This is a genomic window from Bacillus sp. FSL R9-9497 (assembly GCF_038005805.1).
GTDB lineage: Bacteria > Bacillota > Bacilli > Bacillales > Bacillaceae_G > Bacillus_A > Bacillus_A cereus.
This window is the reverse complement of record NZ_JBBOTY010000001.1, coordinates 5066688-5085446: the sequence shown is the minus strand read 5'-3', so window position 1 is coordinate 5085446 and position 18759 is coordinate 5066688. Positions and strand designations below refer to the sequence as shown.

Here is an 18759-nt window from a genome sequence, read left to right as displayed (position 1 = left end):
AAGTGGGCGAATTACTGCCCGTAAATGCCCGATTGGTGAGGGCTGATTAAAGTTTCACTTTACAGCATTTTGTATATACAAATTCGAAAATAAGAAATGAGAATCCTGCTTTTAAATAAAAAAAAGCAACATTCTTATGGAATGCTGCACAAGGAGGGTAGCTATCTTTCATAGGGACATTGTCTCGTTGAATGCTTTGTGTATGGAAACAAAACAAGTTGAAAGACAATTATAAGAAAGTAGAAACAAAAGATTTACACATTTCTTTAAGGGATCTTACGAAAGATGAGAGATAAGAAATATGTAGAACCTCGTTTACATATTTTATTATAGAGATTCTTCATTAACACTATGTGAATATTTGGTAAAGGTTATGTAATTTTAAAGTTAATGAATATAAGTAGTTGTATGGAAGAAAATAAAAAAGAGGCTGAGATTACTCAGCGCTCTTCTTTTCTTCTTTAATAACTGTTTTTACTTCACCAGTTTTGATCTTATTACTTTCAGAGAAGCGAAGTAAGTCACCTTCAATGATTTTATCAGACATGTTCAATTCATTTTGGGCACGATCAATTAGTGGTTGGGATTCTTCTTTCGGTAATTGTACAACTTCGCCAGTAGCACGGTCATAGAATGTACTGTTTGTGTACATGTATTTATCTGTAACGAAGCTACCGTCACGAAGAACAACAAATCCTTTATTATCAGGTGAGAATACATCATGACCGAATCGAACGTCATTTGTAGAATCTACACCAAGTAAGTTTAGAATAGTTGGTTTAATGTCAATTTCACCAGTTGGTTTCGAAATTGTTTTACCTTCTTTTTGACCTGGAACGTGAATAAACATCGGTGTTTTTTGTAAGTTCATATGGTCAAATGCAGTGATTTCTTCTTTTCCTAAGAACTGTGCCATTGCACGGTTATGGTTTTCAGAAATACCGTAGTGGTCACCGTAGAATACGATTACTGAGTTGTCGTAAATACCTTCTGCTTTTAGACGCTCAATAAAGTGTTTCATTGCTTCGTCTAAGTAACGAGCAGTTACCATGTAACGGTCAAATACTCCATCACCAGAATTATATTCGTCGATTAATTTTGTACTGTCATCGTAAGTGAATGGGTAATGATTCGTTAAAGTAAGGAAGCGAGTATAGAATGGTTGCTTCACTTGTTTTAACATATCAATAGATTGATCGAAGTATTCGATATCTTTTAATCCCCAATTTAATTTTGTTTCTGGCGTAATCTTGTAATCAAGCTCGTTGTAGTAACGATCATAACCAAGTGCTGGATACATAATGTTACGGTTCCAGAATGTTGCGTTGTTTGCGTGGAATACCGACGTGTGATACCCTTGCTGACGTAAAATTTCTGGAGTTGCTGTATATTCATTGTTACCGTGTGTAAAGAATACAGCACCGCGGTCTAGTGGATATAACGAAGTATCTACTAGGAATTCAGCATCAGATGTTTTACCTTGACCAGTTTGATGGAAGAAGTTATCAAAGTAATAACTTTCTTTCGTAAATTGGTTTAAGAATGGTGTAACTTCTTGTCCGTTAACTGTTGCACCAATTAAGAATGTTTGTAATGACTCAAGAGAGACAACAATTACGTTTTTCCCTTTTGCAGTACCGAACATATTTGGATCTGGTTTACTTTGTGTTGTTTTTACGTAGTTTTCTGTTTCTTGTAATTTACTACCGTCAGCGAACGCTTTTTGTGAACTTGATTTTGCTTGTAAGCCAAGATCGTATACTTGGTGTACATATAATCCTAAGTTTTTAACAAGCATAACGCGGTCGAATGAACGTGTTAATAGTTCTGGGCGTTCAGCTTCTGCAAGTCCTAAGTTTGCGAAGAAGATAGCAACTGTTGATACGAAGTATAGGGAACGCATCGGGCGTGCTACACGCTCTGTAGGTGCAAAGTTTTTCATTTTCTTCAACAGAACGAAGAATATGATAATGTCTGCAAATGCAAGGATAATTTTGTAGTTAAATAATTCTTTCACACTAGAACCTAAACTTCCGAAGTTAGATGTTTGTCCTAGCACCGGTAATGTAACGAAGTCATTGTAGAATCCGTAGAACATTACGTTACCAACAAGAACGATTGTTAAGACAAAATTAATTCCAAGTGCTATATAGTTACGTTTTTTCCCTTTTGCAAATAATGCAAGACCAACAAGCAGTAATGATGCTGCTAATGGGCTAAGGAATAAAATGAATTCTTGCATGAAAGATTCAAGTTTTAAATCAAAGCTTGTGCGTGTAATAAGGTAAGTTTTCAGCCATAAGGCTAAAGCTACGAATACAGTGAAACGCACATTTTGAAATTGTGATTTCAAGGTTTCTTTCATTCATTTCCACCCTTTCTCTATCAGGCTTGGTCGATTTTGGAGCGAAAAATGTTAAAATAAAAAATACATAGTTTTCTTGGCCATAATTAAAGGTTCTATATTCACCCATATACGACTATAACTATGCATACCCTTTTGGTTTCTTTTGTTGCTCATAAGCATAACGTCATTTCTGTATTATACAACAAAATTCATTTCTGAGAAACACTATAACATTTTACATTTTTTGTATAAGATTTGTCACTACCAGAGAAAACTTTAACATTCGTTTATATGTCCGTCAACTAGAAAATATAACAAAGGTAGAGCAGAATGTTAAGTGGAAGTGAAAATTTTCTTTGTTGAGAAATAAGAAATGAATATGGGTAAGGGTTATCTAGAAATCTATTATATGAAGGAAATAGTGTGAAAATTAACGAACACTTGTTCTTTTTTAGTTTGTTTGTTACAATAAAAGTTCATTGATAGGTTTTGTGTAATTTCCATGAACTTTTACTGATAACATATTGTAGCTTATTTCTTTTTAAAAATAGGGAGGCTTTTTACATGAAACAAAAATTTTCAGTTGAAGCGTTTTGGAAGAAAGTAAAACATGTTGCAAAGCAAGCAGGGCAATCGGTCATTTATGCAAGTTTATTACTGTTTTACGTTTTGCAAAGACCCGATGTTCCAAAACGAGTGAAAATTATTGTAATTGGAGCACTTGCTTATTTTATTGCACCGATTGATGCGATTCCAGATTTCATTGCTGGAATTGGCTATACGGATGATTTGGGGGCGTTAACGGCCGCACTAATACAGGTGTCGTTATACGTCAATGAAGATGTGAAAGATAAGGCACGAGTGAAGTTGGCAGAATGGTTTGGTTCGGATATAGACACAACATTTATCGATCAGAAATTAGGTCAATAGGTGAAACCTGTCATAAGGTGACAGGACGAACGTAAGCGAGGAAGTGCATTATGCCATCAGGAAGAACGCATACGAAAATAAACTTAATATCCCTTCCGGTTGTTTTGTTTTTGCTCTTTTCGTATGGATTAACAAATTTTGATTTTTTATTAACTTTTGCGATTGGTTTTTTAGTAGGTACTTCATTTTTAACACCAGATTTAGATACGTACAGTAATGCTTATAACAAATGGGGTTTCTTACGTATATTTTGGTATCCTTATAAGAAAGTAATGCCGCATCGATCTTTCTTTACACATACGATTATACTTGGTGATGTAATTCGTATTGCGTACATGTTAATCGTCTTTTCTCCATTTTTATTACTATTAAATGTAATCGCACTGGATGGTAATTTAATAGAAATTGCGAAGAAGCATGAGGTTGAAATTGTAACGTTCTTAATGGGAATTGTTGTGGCGAGTACGCTCCACATTATAGCGGATAAAGTGAATACGCGCCGAAAGAAAATGATGAGAAAAAAGAAGAAACGCAGAAGATAAAGTGAACGAATTAGGAAAAGGGCCCCTTGCAAATTGCAAGGGGCCCTTTTTAAACAAACATTTGTTTAAAATTAAGCTTTCAGCACTTTAATTCCTTTTACAATGTTCCAGATGAAGTAGTATAAGCTGATGATTCCGCAAATAGCTAAGACAATCATTGATCCAATTCCAAGTGTTACATCTGGTTGATCAGATCCAAGACCCATAATTCCTAGAATAGTTACGCCAATGAATGTAGCGATACTTGGAATGATGTGTGTCCATAGAGCACGTTTTGCATGTGGTTTTGTTTCAGCGTCTCCCACAATCCAAACGATAATAGGGAATAAGATAGGGGCAAATAGTACACTAAAGTATGATAACGCAGCTAATATTTTATTTCCGTTCATATATATCACCTCATGAATAATTTCTGTTGTTATACTATTATTATGCAATAATTTTGGCAAACTTCCTATCGATGAACATTACAAGAACGTGACGATTTTGTAAGATTTTCTGTTAAATAATAAAATTTTCAAAAAAATCTTTTTTAATAGAAATTGTTATGGTACAGTATAAATGAAAGTTGTTGAAAACGTTTTCTTAAACGTTTTTTTATTTTAGGATTAAAGGTATGATGACCTGATAGTCTATTGATGAGGTTATTCTATTTAAAAGGGGATTCTTTAGGGGGAGAGAACAATGAACACATGGACACAAGTTTATGATCCATTCGGAAACATTTGGATTTCGGCAGCGGTCGCACTTATTCCGATTATCTTTTTTTTCTTAGCTTTAGCAGTTTTCCGCATGAAGGGGTATGTGGCAGGATTTATTACAGTTGTACTTACAGTTTTAGTAGCGTTATTCGCTTATAAAATGCCGTTCACGATGGCAATGGCAGCAACCGGATACGGTTTTTTGTACGGGTTATGGCCAATTGCTTGGATTATCATTATGTCCGTATTTTTATATAAAATTTCTGTAAAAACAGGTCAATTTGATGTGATTCGTGCATCGGTATTATCGATTACGAACGATCATCGTCTACTCGTTATTTTAATTGGATTTTCATTTGGAGCATTTTTAGAAGGAGCGGCAGGATTTGGGGCACCAGTAGCGATTACAGCAGCGCTTCTTGCGGGTCTTGGGTTAAATCCTTTATACGCAGCAGGTCTTTGTTTGATTGCAAATACTGCACCAGTGGCGTTCGGAGCGATGGGAATTCCGATTACAGTTGCTGGACAAGTAACAGGTATTGATCCACATAAAATTGGACAAATGGCTGGGCATCAATTACCGTTCCTATCATTATTTGTTCCATTCTTTATCGTATTTTTAATGGATGGATTTAAAGGGATAAGACAAACGTGGCCTGCGTTACTTGTAGCGGGTAGTTCATTTGCGATTACGCAGTTCATTACAGCGACATTTTTAGGACCGGAACTTCCGGATATTACATCGGCACTTGTAAGTTTAATTAGTTTAGCGCTGTTCTTAAAAGTTTGGCAGCCGAAAGAAACTTATCAATCTGGGCAAGCAAATAGTGAAGTAGCAGCAACAACGACAGTAGCATCGATGCCAAAATTAACGTTTGGAAAAGTAGTGAAGGCATGGTCCCCATTTATCGTATTAACGGTTATGGTAGTCATTTGGAGCCAAAGTTTCTTTAAGGCATTATTCGCTCCAGGAGGGGCTTTAGAAAGTCTTGTATTTAAGTTTGAAATTCCAGGTCTGCATAATCTAGTAATGAAAGCAGAGCCAATTGTAAATAAACCAACGCCTTACGAGGCAATTCTGAAGTTTGATGTATTATCGGCAACTGGAACAGCGATTTTAATTGCTTGTATCATTTCCATGTTTATTTTGAAAATGAATGTAAAAGATGCAGCAGTGACATTTAAAGAAACGTTAAGCGAATTAAAAATGCCAATTCTATCTATCGGATTTGTACTAGGGTTTGCATTTATCGCAAACTATTCTGGTCTATCTTCTACGTTAGCGTTAGCATTAGCCGGAACTGGCGGACTATTCCCGTTCTTCTCACCATTTTTAGGCTGGATTGGCGTATTCCTAACAGGGTCTGATACGTCTGCGAATGCACTGTTCTCAAATTTACAAGCCATTACAGCGCAGCAAGTCGGCGTATCTGAAGTGCTTCTCGTTGCAGCAAATACAACAGGCGGTGTAACAGGGAAAATGATTTCTCCGCAGTCGATTGCAATCGCTTGTGCAGCAGTTGGTCTTGCTGGAAAAGAATCGGATTTGTTCCGTTTTACAGTGAAACATAGCTTGTTCTTCGTCATAATTGTGGGGATTATGACTTATGTTCAGGCATATTATTTAACTTGGATGATTCCGTAAAGTGCAAAAGAAATAAACTTTTCATTTTTCAGATTATCGTGTATGATGGGAAAGTATTGAAAATTAAATCAGTGATAAACTAGGGGTGCCTAACGTATGCGTAGGCTGAGAGAGAAGCGCGTGAACTTCTTAACCCTTTGGACCTGATCTGGCTCGTACCAGCGTAGGGAAGTTAACGGCTTTACATAATGATGTCTTTATGAGCCAGGTCCTTATTTTTTTATGGACCTGGCTCTTTTTATTTTGGCATGCGCTGGCCATATCTCGTCCTTGTCACGAACAGGGGGGCAACAAAAATTATGAAACAATCTGTTTCAGCTGAGCAAATTGAATTGAAATCTAGTTTACCAGGGAGTAAGAAAGTATATGTGGATGGACCACGAGAAGGTATGAAAGTGCCGATGCGTGAGATTGAACAAAGTGAAACGAATGGCGTCCCAAATCCACCAATCCGTGTGTATGATACGAGCGGTCCTTATACAGATCCTGCGTATAAGGTCGAGTTGGAAAAAGGAATTCCAACGCCGCGCCACTCTTGGATTATGGGGCGTGGTGATGTAGAAGCATACGAAGGGCGTGAAGTGAAACCAGAGGATGACGGTGTGAAAGTAGCTTCGAAGCATACACCTGTTTTCCCGCAAATGGATCGCCAGCCGCTTAGAGCAAAGCAAGGTGCAAACGTTACGCAAATGCACTATGCACGTAATGGCATTATTACGTCTGAGATGGAATACGTTGCGATTCGTGAAGGGGTAGAGCCGGAGTTTGTTCGTAAGGAAATCGCAGAAGGCCGCGCTATTTTACCAGCGAATATTAATCATCCGGAAGCTGAACCGATGATCATCGGGCGTAATTTCCATGTGAAGGTAAATGCCAATATCGGAAACTCAGCTGTATCTTCTTCGATTGCAGAAGAAGTAGAGAAGATGACATGGGCAACGCGCTGGGGTGCAGATACGATTATGGATTTATCTACAGGTAAAAATATTCATACGACGCGGGAGTGGATTATTCGTAACGCGCCTGTACCAATTGGAACTGTACCGATCTATCAAGCGCTGGAAAAAGTAAACGGAATTGCAGAAGATTTAACGTGGGAAGTATATCGTGATACGTTAATTGAGCAGGCGGAGCAAGGCGTTGATTACTTTACGATTCACGCTGGTGTATTACTTCGTTACATTCCAATCACGGCAAAGCGTACGACAGGTATCGTTTCGCGCGGTGGTTCGATTATGGCGCAGTGGTGTCTATTCCATCATAAAGAAAACTTCCTATATACTCACTTTGAAGAGATTTGTGAAATTATGAAGCAGTACGATGTTTCGTTCTCTCTTGGAGATGGATTACGTCCAGGGTCTATTGCAGATGCCAATGACGAAGCACAGTTTTCTGAGCTTGAAACACTTGGTGAATTAACCAAAATTGCTTGGAAACATGATGTGCAAGTTATGATTGAAGGACCTGGACACGTACCGATGCACTTAATTAAAGAGAATATGGAGAAAGAGCTTGATATTTGTCAGGGCGCGCCGTTTTACACACTTGGGCCACTAACGACAGATATTGCACCAGGTTATGACCATATTACATCGGCGATTGGAGCTGCGATGATTGGCTGGTTTGGAACAGCGATGCTTTGTTATGTAACGCCGAAAGAACATTTAGGTTTGCCAAACAAAGATGATGTACGCACGGGTGTTATTACGTACAAAATTGCAGCGCATGCGGCTGATCTTGCGAAAGGACATAAAACGGCTCATCAGCGTGATGATGCACTTTCAAAAGCACGCTTCGAATTCCGTTGGCGCGATCAATTTAATTTATCTTTAGATCCTGAACGTGCGATGGAATATCACGATGAAACGTTGCCTGCAGAAGGGGCAAAGACAGCTCACTTCTGTTCCATGTGTGGACCGAAGTTTTGTAGTATGAGAATTTCACATGATATTCGTGAATATGCAAAAGAAAATGATCTAGAAACGACAGAAGCAATTGAAAAAGGAATGAAAGAGAAAGCAGAAGAATTTAAAGAAGCTGGTAGTCATTTATATCAATAACATGTTACACCTCTTTACTTGATTGATCACACTGTAGTACCTAACTTTATTATAGAAGAAGCCCCATTTGCTAAGACGGTAGCAAATGGGGCTTCTGTTGTTTATAAGGTAAAGAAGAGATGTACCCAGTAGAATAAGAGGAATAGTGTGACGACTGTTGTGAGCGGGATAACGATAAGGGATACACTTAAATAGTCTTTCCATTTTACTTTAATTTTGTTTTGTTTCAGAATATACATCCAAATGAGTGAAGCTAGCGTGCCAATTGGTAGTAATAGTGAACCGATGTCACTACCAATGATGTTTGCAAGATAGATAGTTTTTAATGTGACTGGATCTAGTCCCATTTCTGTTAATGTGATTGTACCAATCATAAGGGCAGGATGGTTATTGAAGACGTTAGAGAGGATGGATACAAGTCCGCCCATTGCAAAGCTAGCATAGAGTAGATGCTGATTCACAACTGGCTCGAGCCATTGTACAAGTGCAGCTGTTAATCCTGCGTTGTGGAGTCCGTAAATAATGACGTACATAGAGAAGGCGAAAATTAAAATGTGCCACGGTGTCTTTTTCAAAATGTCGACAGGATTTGTTCGTAAGTAGTACCATCTCCAAATGAGAAGAACGAGTGAACCAAGTACTGCAACGATTTCAATTGGGATGGATAAGAAGGATGCAACGAATAGAAGACAGCGCATAAGGAAGACGAAACCTAATACTTTTAACATGAATCTTGTCCGTTTTTGTTTCGTATCAACAGAATTATTTCCTTTTAGTGGATGGAAGTTTTTCGTGAAGAAAATTTCTTCAATATCATATGAAGAAACAGGTAATTTTTTTGGAAGTTTTTTCTTCAAAACTGTATACATGAGCCATGACATAAATAATAAGCCTAATGTTGCAGGTACAAACATCATAGCAGTATGCATATAAAGAGTCATATGGACGATGTTTAATGCGATTAAATTTACGATATTACTTACACCAATTGGTGCACTAGATGCCGTAGCGATTAAAGCACCACTTAATAAATAAGGAATTTGTTGATGTGGTTTTAATTGAAGGTTTTTTAGAAGAAGAATTAAAATTGGAGTTGTAATTAAAATACTACCGTCGTTATTAAATAAAAGAGTCATAAGAAAACATAATAATTGAATATACCAGTATAAGCGGCGCCCAGAACCCTTTGCTAAATTTGCTAGTTTCGCTGCGGACCAATGGAAGAAACCGAAGCTTTCTAATATAACTGCCATAACAATAGTTGCTAATATTGTTATGGAAGCACCTCCAATTTTACTTATAATATCCATGATGTCTGGTTTTGATACAAGTCCAGTAATTATGATGATACCAGCTCCGATTGCTGCTGGCCACGCCTCATTTAAACCTCTAGGCCGCCAAAAGATAACAATCATTGTTAAGAAGAATACAATAATAGTAATCCATATTTCAATGCTCATATTTTGCCTACCTTTCTATTTTCCCTTAAACAGATGTAGCTTGTCTCAAGTTTATATTGGTAGTATATTCAGCAAAAAATAAGAAGAACTAGACGTATAACGAGATGAAGTGAATATGTGTTTTTCAAGCTAAAGGACAAGTGTCACGAATAGTGAAATAACTATTATGAGAGGAGTCTATAAATTATTGGGGCAGTAAGATAGTAAATGAAATTTATATGGGCGATTATTGAGATATATTGGCGCAAGTTAAAATATATCAGCGATTATTGAGATATATCGGCGCAAGTTAAAATATATCAGCGATTATTGAAATATATCGGCGCAACTGAAAATATATCAGCGATTTTTAAAATGTATAGACTTATCGACAAAACATGAAAAAAGGAGCCTATCCCAAAATGCCTTTTGGAACAGACTCCAATGCTATATTATTTTTCCTTCAAAAAAGTACGATCCTTCAAGAATAAGTTCCAGAAGAAAATAAATCCTGGTAATAAAATTGCAATCCCAATTGCGTATAGAATGAGCAGTGCATAGAACGTTTCTTTCGTTGTAAAGCTTGTAAATACAGTTACGTCAGGATAAATAATATACGGTAAATGCGCGACCCCGTAAGCATAGCTTGCAAATGCATATTGAGCGACGACAGCTAAAACGGCAATGCGAGGGTATCCTAGTGTATTGTACTTTTTGTTTGTCCACCAAAGGGACGAGTATCCGATAACGAATAAAACAATAGAAACTGTAAACCACGGGAATTGCTTTATTAATCCTTGCATAAGCCAATGTGTTTCTGGATCCATTACAACGAGGGCAATAATTGCCGTAACGAGCGTTGCAGGACCAAGGATGATAGCATTTCTTCTATAAATTCTATACGTATCTTCTGAACTTTGTTCTCTCGAAAAATCAGCAAGAAAGAGAGAGGAGAGAAATAGTTCAGAAGTTAGTCCGAAGAGCATATAACAGTAGATAACTGGGCTAGAAAGAAGTTTTCCATATAGGAGTACTTCCTTTCCTTCAGACATTGTAATATAGGCTCCCTCTGTAACGGGTAAAACGGTAATTAATAGTGCTGGAATTAATAGACCAGTAATACCTGAAATAACCCGAAGAAGGTATTGATATTTTGGCAAGGAGTAAGCAAATACCATAAATGTACTACGTACTGCAATGAGCACTAAAATTAACATAACTGGTACGAACATTACTGTCGCAAGAGTAAAGGCCGCTTTCGGAAAGAAGCCGAGAAATGCGACAACGACGAAAACGAGAAACGTATTTGTTACTTCCCAAGTTGGTGATAAGTACCGATTCGCAAGTTTAGCAGCGAGCGTCGGATGTTTTGCGTATACCATGCCCCAAAAACCAGCGCCAAAATCAATGGACCCTAGTATACTGTATACGAAAATAAGGGCCCATAAGATGATGATTGCAATACTTTCCTCATGCATGAGAATCGCCTCCTTGGTGTTGTAAATCATTCTTTAATGGATGTCTTCTAAAGAATGTCCGTAGAACAATGACTGTTAAAATAGCGAGTCCAATATATAAAATGATGAACAAAACAAATAAAGGACCGACGAAATCGGCGCGTGTAGATGCATCGACGGTACGTTGCATACCATAAATTGTCCATGGTTGACGACCGCTACAACTGAAAATCCATCCGAATTCAATACCGAGCATCATAATTGGTCCGCATGCGGCAGCCCCCAAAAGTAGCCACTTCGGTAGTTCTGTTCCTTTTTTTCGGTAAACGAAGTACCAATATAAGAGCGCAATTGCTGCAACAGCGAAGGTAAACGCAGCAGTGCCGACCATTAAGTTGAATAGTGTATGTGTATAAAATGGTGGCCATGTTTCTTGTGGGAATTCGTTTAGTCCTTTTACGACAGTGCTAGGGTCTAGTCCCACTAATAAGCTAAGCATGTTTGGAATTTCAAGTGCATAGTTTAGTTCAAGTGTATTAGGATCCACAACTCCACCAATGGATAGCGGTGCGTGTGATGTCGTTTCAAATAAAGCTTCAGCAGATGCAAGTTTTTCAGGTGAGTGTTTATGTAAGGCAATCGCTGATTCATGTCCTGAAAGCCACATCGTAGCGCCTGTAATAAATGTAACCACAAGCCCTAATAGCAGCCCTTTTTTATGATAAGCAATTTCACGTGTACTTAAATTTTTCTTCAATAATTTAAATCCAGCAATAGAAGCAATGACAGCCGCACCAGTTGCATAAGCCGTAATAACGACATGAAATGCACTTGTGCCAAAACTTGGATTAAAGAAAGCTTTCCACGGATCAACGTTAAAAACAGATCCATCTGGATTCATTGAAAAGCCTGCTGGTGTATTCATCCATGTATTTGCTGATGTAATAAGCACGGCGGATGCCGTGGCACCAAGCATGACGAAAAATAGCGAGATTAATCTCATAAATGGAGGAAGTTTATCGGCTGCATATACGTAAATCGACATGAATAAAGCCTCCAAAAAGAAGGCGAAAATCTCAATTTGGAAGGGAACAGAAATAACTTGCCCAACAATTTTGGCGAAACCAGGCCAAAGAAGTGAGATTTGCACACCAACAATTGTTCCAGTTGGAATTGCTACACCGAGAAGAATAGCAAACGCCTTTGTCCATCTTTTCGCCATAATGGCATAGTCGGAGTCTTTCTTCCAGTGATAGAGTATTTCGCTTATAAAAATCATCAATGAAAGTCCGACGCCAAGTGTTGCAAAAATAATGTGGAATGCTAATGAAGAACCAAAAAATGCTCTTGCTAATGTTACCGTATCCATATGTAAACTCCTCTTCTTTTTTGCCATTATTTTCTGATTGAATTGGAAGATTTATTCAAAAAAACTACCAAAAATATATATGTATTTAAAAAGTGAATATGATAATATAATGTTGTAATATTTCGAATAGAAAGAAATAAAAAGTTTCTCATGTTTTGTTTGTTTTTTTTACAGGAATCTTTTATAATCTTTTATGCGAACATAAGTTCTGTTTTTCGGAAAGAAGAAGTTTATGTGAAATGGAGAGGGTGTTTTATGTATCCTGAAGTCATTAAAAAGATGGCATTTTCAAAAGAGCATAGAGATTTATTATTGAAGCTATATAATAAAGAGATTACACGTCGTGAATATGATCGACTTGTACAATCGCTATATAAACCTTCTAAAGAGGTTTGCGAGGGATAGAAATGGGGGAGACAATCTAGTGGATTGTCTTTTTTAAATTTATGTATGTTCTGATAAAATTAAGGTTAGCCTTACTAGGGAGGTGAAAAGATTGCGGAAACGTTTATATATAGGGATTGGAGTTATCTTCTTAATCGTTTTAGGTGGAATTGTATTTTGGTCAGCTTTACAAGGAAACCGTACAGAAAATTTTATTTTAAGGCATATGGTGAATGACAATGGAACGCTTGCCACGTATCGTTTAGTAGATACTAAGGCAGGTACGGGTGAAGCAAAGGGACGTGAAGCTTTATCAGAATCAGCGGGATTATGGTTACAATATACACTTGATAAAGATGATCAGGCGTTATTTGATGAGCAAGTAAAGGTTATTCAAGATAATTTCGTATATAAGAATCATATCGTTTTATGGAAACTCTCTGAAAAGGGAGAGAGGCAGTCAGCTACAAATGCACTTATAGATGATCTTCGTATTATAGAACAATTATATCGTGCTTATGAAATGTATAAGGAAGAGCGTTATAAAAACCTTGCCGATCAATTAAGTGATGCTGTACTTCGTTATAATAAAAAAGATAATTATTATGTTGATTATTATGATGCAGATGCAGGGAAACAAAATAATTTTGTAACAACATCATACATAAATCCACGTGCATTCTCCTATATGAAGAAGTACGACAAAGTTTCTGCTCAGCAATATCAGGAAGTCGTTCAATTTTTAGCGGATTATCCAAGGCATGGCTGGGCATTCCCGAAAGAGTATAAAGAAGATGGTACATTTACGTACGATAAAGAAGTGAATCTTATTGACCAATCATACGTTGCATATCATCGAAGTTTAGGTGGTCTTTCATCAGCTGCTTATTTGGAATTTATAAAGAAGAAATTCCAGGAGGATGGAAAGCTATACGGTCGTTACAATTTAGAAACAGGAAAACAAACTGTGAATTATGAATCGCCAGCCGCATACGGATTAACGATTTTGTACGTACTACAAACAGGTGATAAAAAGTTTGCGAAAGAATTGTATGATCATATGGCCACATTCCGAAATGATAACGTATTTAGTAGATATTACGGTGGATATGTAACAGGTGAAAATAATAATACGCATATTTTTGATAATGTACTACCACTTTTAGCTGAAATGGAATTAAAAAAGAGTGAACAATAAAAGTTGCCACCATATGAGGGTGGCAACTTTTATTTGTTGATATAATTTTACGTCCTAATGTTGGAGAAGTAATCAATCACAAATTCACGGAATTGCTGAGCTGTTTTTGATAAGTAGCGTTTTTTTGACCAACTTAATCCGATGGTTCGCTGACAATTGGGTTCAATAATATGCAACTTGCTTGATGCTAAAGTAGAGTTTTTTAATAAAGTTAAACTTGGAACAAAAGCGATGCCGAGACCTTGCTTAATGAGGTCGCTAATCACGGTCGGTTCATCTACTTCAAAAGCAATATGCGGAGTGAAACCAGCTTCTTTGCAAAATCCATCCGTTAAGTGTCGAAATCCATAGCCAGTGTTCATACTAATAAACGGTTCGTTTTTTACTTCATGCAGGTGGATATTTTCTCGGCCTGATAAACGATGGCCTGAAGGGACGACTAAGAAAATTTCTTCTGTAATAAGTGGTTCCCAAACAATCTCCTGACCTTCAATTGGCACAGAGGAGATACAAAAGTCAATTTCTATATTATCTAGTTGTCGTTTCATAGAAGGAGTGGATGCAAGAAATTGTTGGAATCGAACGTTACGATGTTCTAGTAAAAAAGAGCCAAGTAGTTCTGGTAATATTCTCGGAATAGAAACGGCCAGCGTAATAGAGCTTTGTTGTAATTCGGCTAAATCTTTAATTTCTCGCTGCCCTTCGCTTAATTCATGAAAAATACGTTCTACTCGTTTTAAAAATACTTTTCCGAAAGAATTTAAAGTAATCTGTCGGCCTTGGCGATCAAATAAAGGGACTCCTAAATCCTTTTCGAGTCTAGCGATTGTTTTGCTGAGTGAAGGTTGCGCGATATGCAATTCTTCAGCTGCCTTTGTCATGTGTTCTAGTCGTGCAACTGTCTGAAAGTATTTTAACTGGAGCAGTTCCATTTCGAGTCTCCTTTCTATAGACCAAAAGGAATGAATTAATAATTAAAGATGTATTATACAGTATGTAAAGTGACGTGTATAGTAAATCTGTTAAACCATTCGAAGGGTGTTAAATTAGAAGAGGAGTATGTTTCATGAAGGGAATTAAACTTATATTTAAAGATTGGAAAGCGATGTGGCACCATAAACATGGACGTATCGCTTTAATTTTTTTATTAATCGTTCCGTTAATTTATTCAGGATTCTTTTTAGCTGGATATTGGGATCCGTACGGAAAATTAGATAAATTACCTGTTGCGGTTGTGAATTTAGATAAGGGCGCTGCGATGGATGAAAAAACAATTCATGCAGGAGACGATTTTGTTAAAAATTTAAAAGAAAATAAGGAATTGGCTTTTCATTTCGTATCAGAAAAAAATGCTGATGAAGGGTTAAAAGAAGATAAATATTATATGGTTGTTACGATTCCGGAAGATTTCTCTAAAAAGGTAAGTACACTTATGAATGAGAAACCAGAGCCAGCAAAGTTGCAGTACAAAGTAAATCCAGGTAAAAACTTTGTAGCGGCTCAAATTGGAACGACAGCTGTTGAAAATATGAAAACAAAAATCTCAAACAGTATTACGAAATCTTATACAGAAGGTGTCTTTTCAAAGTTTCAAGATTTGGCACAAGGGTTGAGTGATGCAAGTAACGGTGCGGGGAAATTACATGAAGGAACGACCGATGCAAAAAATGGAGCAAGTCAGCTTGCGAATGGTATTGATCGTTTAAGTGACGGGACATCGAAATTGAAAGAAGGAAGTGACAAGCTTGCGTCTAGCCAATCTGCCTTAACGGGGGGAGCAAATGAGCTGAGTCAAGGAGCGACATCACTTCATAGTGGTATGGAGTTATTAGCACAAGGTGAAAAAACGTTACAATCAGGAATTAGTGAATTAAGTGCTGGTACAAATGAATGGGTGAATGGAAATGAAAAACTTGCTGAAGGGCAAGCGAAAGCGGACAATGCGGCAAATAGTGTAAAACAACAATTAGAAGAGTACGTGAAAAATCATCCAGAAGTGCAGCAAGATCCCGCTTTTCAAAAAATTGTTGCTACGTCTAATGGACTAGCTAAAGCAACAAGTACTTTAAATAATAGCCAACAACAATTGACACAAGGTGCGAAGAAGCTAACTGATGGTCAACATAAGATTGAAGAAGGCATGAATACATTCGGATTTAAGTTAAATGAAGCTACTGCTGGAACGAAAAAGATAGCAGATGGTGCATCGAATTTGGCTGATGGATTTATGAAGTGGGGAAATGGATTTACATCCCTGCAAGAAGGTGTAAATCAGCTTGCGAGTGGTGGAACGGAGCTGAATAACGGTGCTAGTAAATTAACAAATGGACTTGTTAAACTTGATGATGGTGCGAAAGAACTTTCTACGAAATTAGGAGAGGGCGCAGAGAAGATAGCGGATGTTCGTAATGATGATGCACGCAATACGATGTTCTCAGAGCCAGTTCAGTTAGTGAAGTCAACAGTTTCTGACGTTCCTAACTACGGTTCAGGCATTGCACCATATTTCTTATCACTTGCATTTTATGTTGGCGGAATTATGGCATCGAATATTTTACCTCTTGGCCGCAGACAAAACATGAAGGTAAGCGGAACGGTACATTTTATTAATAAACTAGGATTGGTATATTTAATTGGGCTTATTCAAGCTCTACTCGTAGATGTAGTTGTGCTAGGTGTTATGAAATTAGAAGTCGCAAGTGTGCCACTCTTTGTTTTATCAAGTATTGTTATTTCCTTTACGTTTATGACATTTATTCTTATGCTAGTAACAGTATTTGGTCTTGTTGGAAAGTTCTTAGCGGTAACGCTTCTTGTCCTGCAATTAGCGACGAGCGGAGGTACTTTCCCAGGAGAATTAAACATAGCTGTTCTTAGTAAAATTGGACAGTTTCTCCCAATGTCTCATTCTCTTAGAGGATTACAAGATGTTATCTCTTTAGGAGATTGGTCGCAATTACAAATGCAAATTTTAATATTGTTATGTTATCTCGTTGTTGCCGGTGGAATTGCTTGGGTCACGAGCCATATACAGCATAGAGAAACGAATGCAGAACAAGTTTCTTAAAATGAAATAAGCTATCCGATTTTTTCGGATAGCTTATTTTTTATTTGCGTTCCATTACTGCAAAGTAATTATTTTCATTATCAGCAAAGTTGAATGCTCTACCAGTAGGTAAATCTACAACCTGTCCAACTGTGACATTTTTCTCAGAAAGATCTTTATATAGACGGTCTAAGTCATTTGAGAAGAACATAAGTGAAGGTGTATTTAGGTTTAGTTCAGGTTGCATCTTCGCGATTAACGCTTTATCGTGAAGGACGATGCTTGTTCCTGCTTCTTTCGCCGGTGCAATTTCAATCCAGCGGAATCCGTTTCCGTTATTTTCTTCCGCAATGATTTGGAACCCTACTTTTTCTGTCCAAAATTGTACTGTTTCGTCTTGGTTATTTACATATAGCATAATTTGTCCAACTTGATTAATCATAGGTGTCTCTCGCTTTCTTTTTATATGCGTATTATTATATCAAATATATGGCTTGAATAGTTTTTTATGATTTTTTCGTAATACAACCTTCGTCCATTTCATCTTTGTTGTAGGAGAAGGACCTGTAATCCAAGTATGAAATGGTATTGTGCTACAAATGACCATTGTTGAAATAGAGATAATAGCCGTTAACACAAATAGTAATAGGCTATATAATATAGTATTTTCTTGCAGCGTGAATAAGGAAAGAAGTTTTGTGCATAGTTGCAAGAAGAATAAATGAGCTAAATAAGCACCATACGTGTAATTTCCAATGAAACGTAACGTTTTATATAAGAAACCACGACGCTGTACTATCATAATAGATAACACATACAGTATGATAATTTCGCATACGATATATAAAAACATAGATGGTTTTAAATAGGTAGAAACAGTTAAATGAATAGAGTTTGCTCCGTAAAAACTAAACAACTCATAATTGATGAATAAAAATAAGATGAAAAATAATATTGTTATAAGCGGGATATGTTTCATGACGAATAGACGCCAAGTTTTTAGTGCTACAGCGGCAATGCCGCCCATAACGAAATAGAATGAGTAGAATAGAAATGATCGATCTGTATAATGTAAAATTGTTGAACTTGTTAATTTTTCTCCATTAAAAATATAGTGAGAAGAGAACCACATTAATAGAAAATATAGGCAAGCGAAAAAGGTCATATATTTATATATGTCTTTTTTATTTTCTGTTCGTTTTTGAAACCAATAAAAAAGTGTGCATAGTAAAGGGAACAATAAGTGAATTTGGAACATCATAATAACGTACCAAAGATGGGGCGCGGCTGTTCCGAGTAATAAACTTTTTATTCCACTTTGTAATGTAATAAGATCGTTTGTTGTTAATAAGTAAAGAATAGACCAAAAGAAATACGGAATGAGTAAGTGTATCGCTTTTTCAGAAATATATTCTTTATATACTAATTGCTTCGTATAGTGACGAATTAAGTGAAATCCAACGATAAATATGAATGCTGGTGCTGAGAATTTTGCAAGATTAAATAGCATGCCCATAATGAGGGATTCCTCAAGTAAGACATTTCCTTGATTCATTGTATATAATAAAGAACTTTGCAAAACGACAGCGAGAAATGCAATGCTTTGCAAAACTTTAAATTCTGGTGCGCTTTGAGTCATTA

15 protein-coding genes and 1 riboswitch are annotated in these 18759 nt (G+C 36.9%); of the genes, 7 read left to right on the top strand and 8 right to left on the bottom strand.

Annotated elements, in window-relative coordinates; all coding sequences use genetic code 11:
- Positions 1 to 436 precede the first annotated feature (436 nt).
- Positions 437 to 2365, bottom strand: a complete 1929-nt coding sequence (locus tag MKY21_RS26350; RefSeq protein WP_000665350.1) for an LTA synthase family protein — start codon at positions 2363 to 2365, stop codon at positions 437 to 439.
- A gap of 546 nt (positions 2366 to 2911) precedes the next feature.
- On the opposite strand from MKY21_RS26350, the gene MKY21_RS26345 reads away from it, so the two are divergent.
- Complete coding sequence (locus MKY21_RS26345) at positions 2912 to 3277, top strand: YkvA family protein (protein ID WP_000810369.1); 366 nt, start codon at positions 2912 to 2914, stop codon at positions 3275 to 3277.
- A 50-nt stretch (positions 3278 to 3327) separates the two neighbouring features.
- Entirely contained in the window at positions 3328 to 3819 is a 492-nt protein-coding gene (locus MKY21_RS26340; RefSeq protein WP_001139060.1) for a metal-binding protein, read from the top strand.
- A gap of 71 nt (positions 3820 to 3890) precedes the next feature.
- Here the strand turns inward: MKY21_RS26340 and MKY21_RS26335 are convergent, their stop codons facing one another.
- Positions 3891 to 4208 (bottom strand): DUF4870 domain-containing protein, encoded by a 318-nt coding sequence (locus MKY21_RS26335; RefSeq protein ID WP_001014099.1) that lies wholly within the window; start codon positions 4206 to 4208, stop codon positions 3891 to 3893.
- 295 nt (positions 4209 to 4503) lie between these two features.
- Here MKY21_RS26335 and lldP point away from each other — a divergent pair, with 295 nt between their 5' ends.
- Complete coding sequence (gene lldP / locus MKY21_RS26330) at positions 4504 to 6165, top strand: L-lactate permease (protein WP_001099341.1); 1662 nt, start codon at positions 4504 to 4506, stop codon at positions 6163 to 6165.
- Positions 6166 to 6236: 71 nt separating this feature from the next.
- Positions 6237 to 6352: riboswitch (TPP riboswitch) on the top strand.
- Between the two features lie 112 nt (positions 6353 to 6464).
- Positions 6465 to 8225: a phosphomethylpyrimidine synthase ThiC gene (gene thiC, locus MKY21_RS26325; RefSeq protein ID WP_341077754.1), complete on the top strand. Its 1761-nt coding sequence runs from the start codon at positions 6465 to 6467 to the stop codon at positions 8223 to 8225.
- A 101-nt stretch (positions 8226 to 8326) separates the two neighbouring features.
- Here thiC and MKY21_RS26320 read toward each other — a convergent pair whose 3' ends face one another.
- The 3 genes from MKY21_RS26320 to cydA all read right to left on the bottom strand — a co-directional run bounded on the left by MKY21_RS26320 (position 8327) and on the right by cydA (position 12490).
- Entirely contained in the window at positions 8327 to 9685 is a 1359-nt protein-coding gene (locus MKY21_RS26320) for an arsenic transporter (protein WP_341077751.1), read from the bottom strand.
- Positions 9686 to 10116: 431 nt separating this feature from the next.
- Complete coding sequence (locus tag MKY21_RS26315; protein WP_000544169.1) at positions 10117 to 11142, bottom strand: cytochrome d ubiquinol oxidase subunit II; 1026 nt, start codon at positions 11140 to 11142, stop codon at positions 10117 to 10119.
- Complete coding sequence (gene cydA, locus MKY21_RS26310) at positions 11135 to 12490, bottom strand: cytochrome ubiquinol oxidase subunit I (RefSeq protein WP_000381982.1); 1356 nt, start codon at positions 12488 to 12490, stop codon at positions 11135 to 11137. The genes MKY21_RS26315 and cydA overlap by 8 nt, the downstream gene beginning before the upstream one ends.
- 255 nt (positions 12491 to 12745) lie before the next feature.
- Here cydA and MKY21_RS26305 point away from each other — a divergent pair, with 255 nt between their 5' ends.
- A complete protein-coding gene (locus MKY21_RS26305) occupies positions 12746 to 12895 on the top strand; it encodes a hypothetical protein (RefSeq protein ID WP_000283179.1) in 150 nt (49 codons plus the stop codon).
- Positions 12896 to 12986: 91 nt separating this feature from the next.
- Complete coding sequence (locus MKY21_RS26300) at positions 12987 to 14072, top strand: hypothetical protein (RefSeq protein WP_001231677.1); 1086 nt, start codon at positions 12987 to 12989, stop codon at positions 14070 to 14072.
- 47 nt (positions 14073 to 14119) lie between these two features.
- On the opposite strand, the gene MKY21_RS26295 is transcribed toward MKY21_RS26300, so the two are convergent.
- Complete coding sequence (locus tag MKY21_RS26295) at positions 14120 to 15004, bottom strand: LysR family transcriptional regulator (protein ID WP_000421943.1); 885 nt, start codon at positions 15002 to 15004, stop codon at positions 14120 to 14122.
- Between the two features lie 134 nt (positions 15005 to 15138).
- Here MKY21_RS26295 and MKY21_RS26290 point away from each other — a divergent pair, with 134 nt between their 5' ends.
- On the top strand, positions 15139 to 17139 hold the full coding sequence (locus MKY21_RS26290; RefSeq protein ID WP_000676209.1) for a YhgE/Pip domain-containing protein: 2001 nt from the start codon (positions 15139 to 15141) through the stop codon (positions 17137 to 17139).
- Positions 17140 to 17179: 40 nt separating this feature from the next.
- Here MKY21_RS26290 and MKY21_RS26285 read toward each other — a convergent pair whose 3' ends face one another.
- The gene (locus tag MKY21_RS26285) at positions 17180 to 17560 is read right to left on the bottom strand and encodes a VOC family protein (RefSeq protein WP_000610162.1); all 381 of its coding nucleotides are present in this window, start codon (positions 17558 to 17560) and stop codon (positions 17180 to 17182) included.
- Between the two features lie 39 nt (positions 17561 to 17599).
- Complete coding sequence (locus MKY21_RS26280) at positions 17600 to 18757, bottom strand: acyltransferase (protein WP_000194295.1); 1158 nt, start codon at positions 18755 to 18757, stop codon at positions 17600 to 17602.
- Positions 18758 to 18759 lie beyond the last annotated feature (2 nt).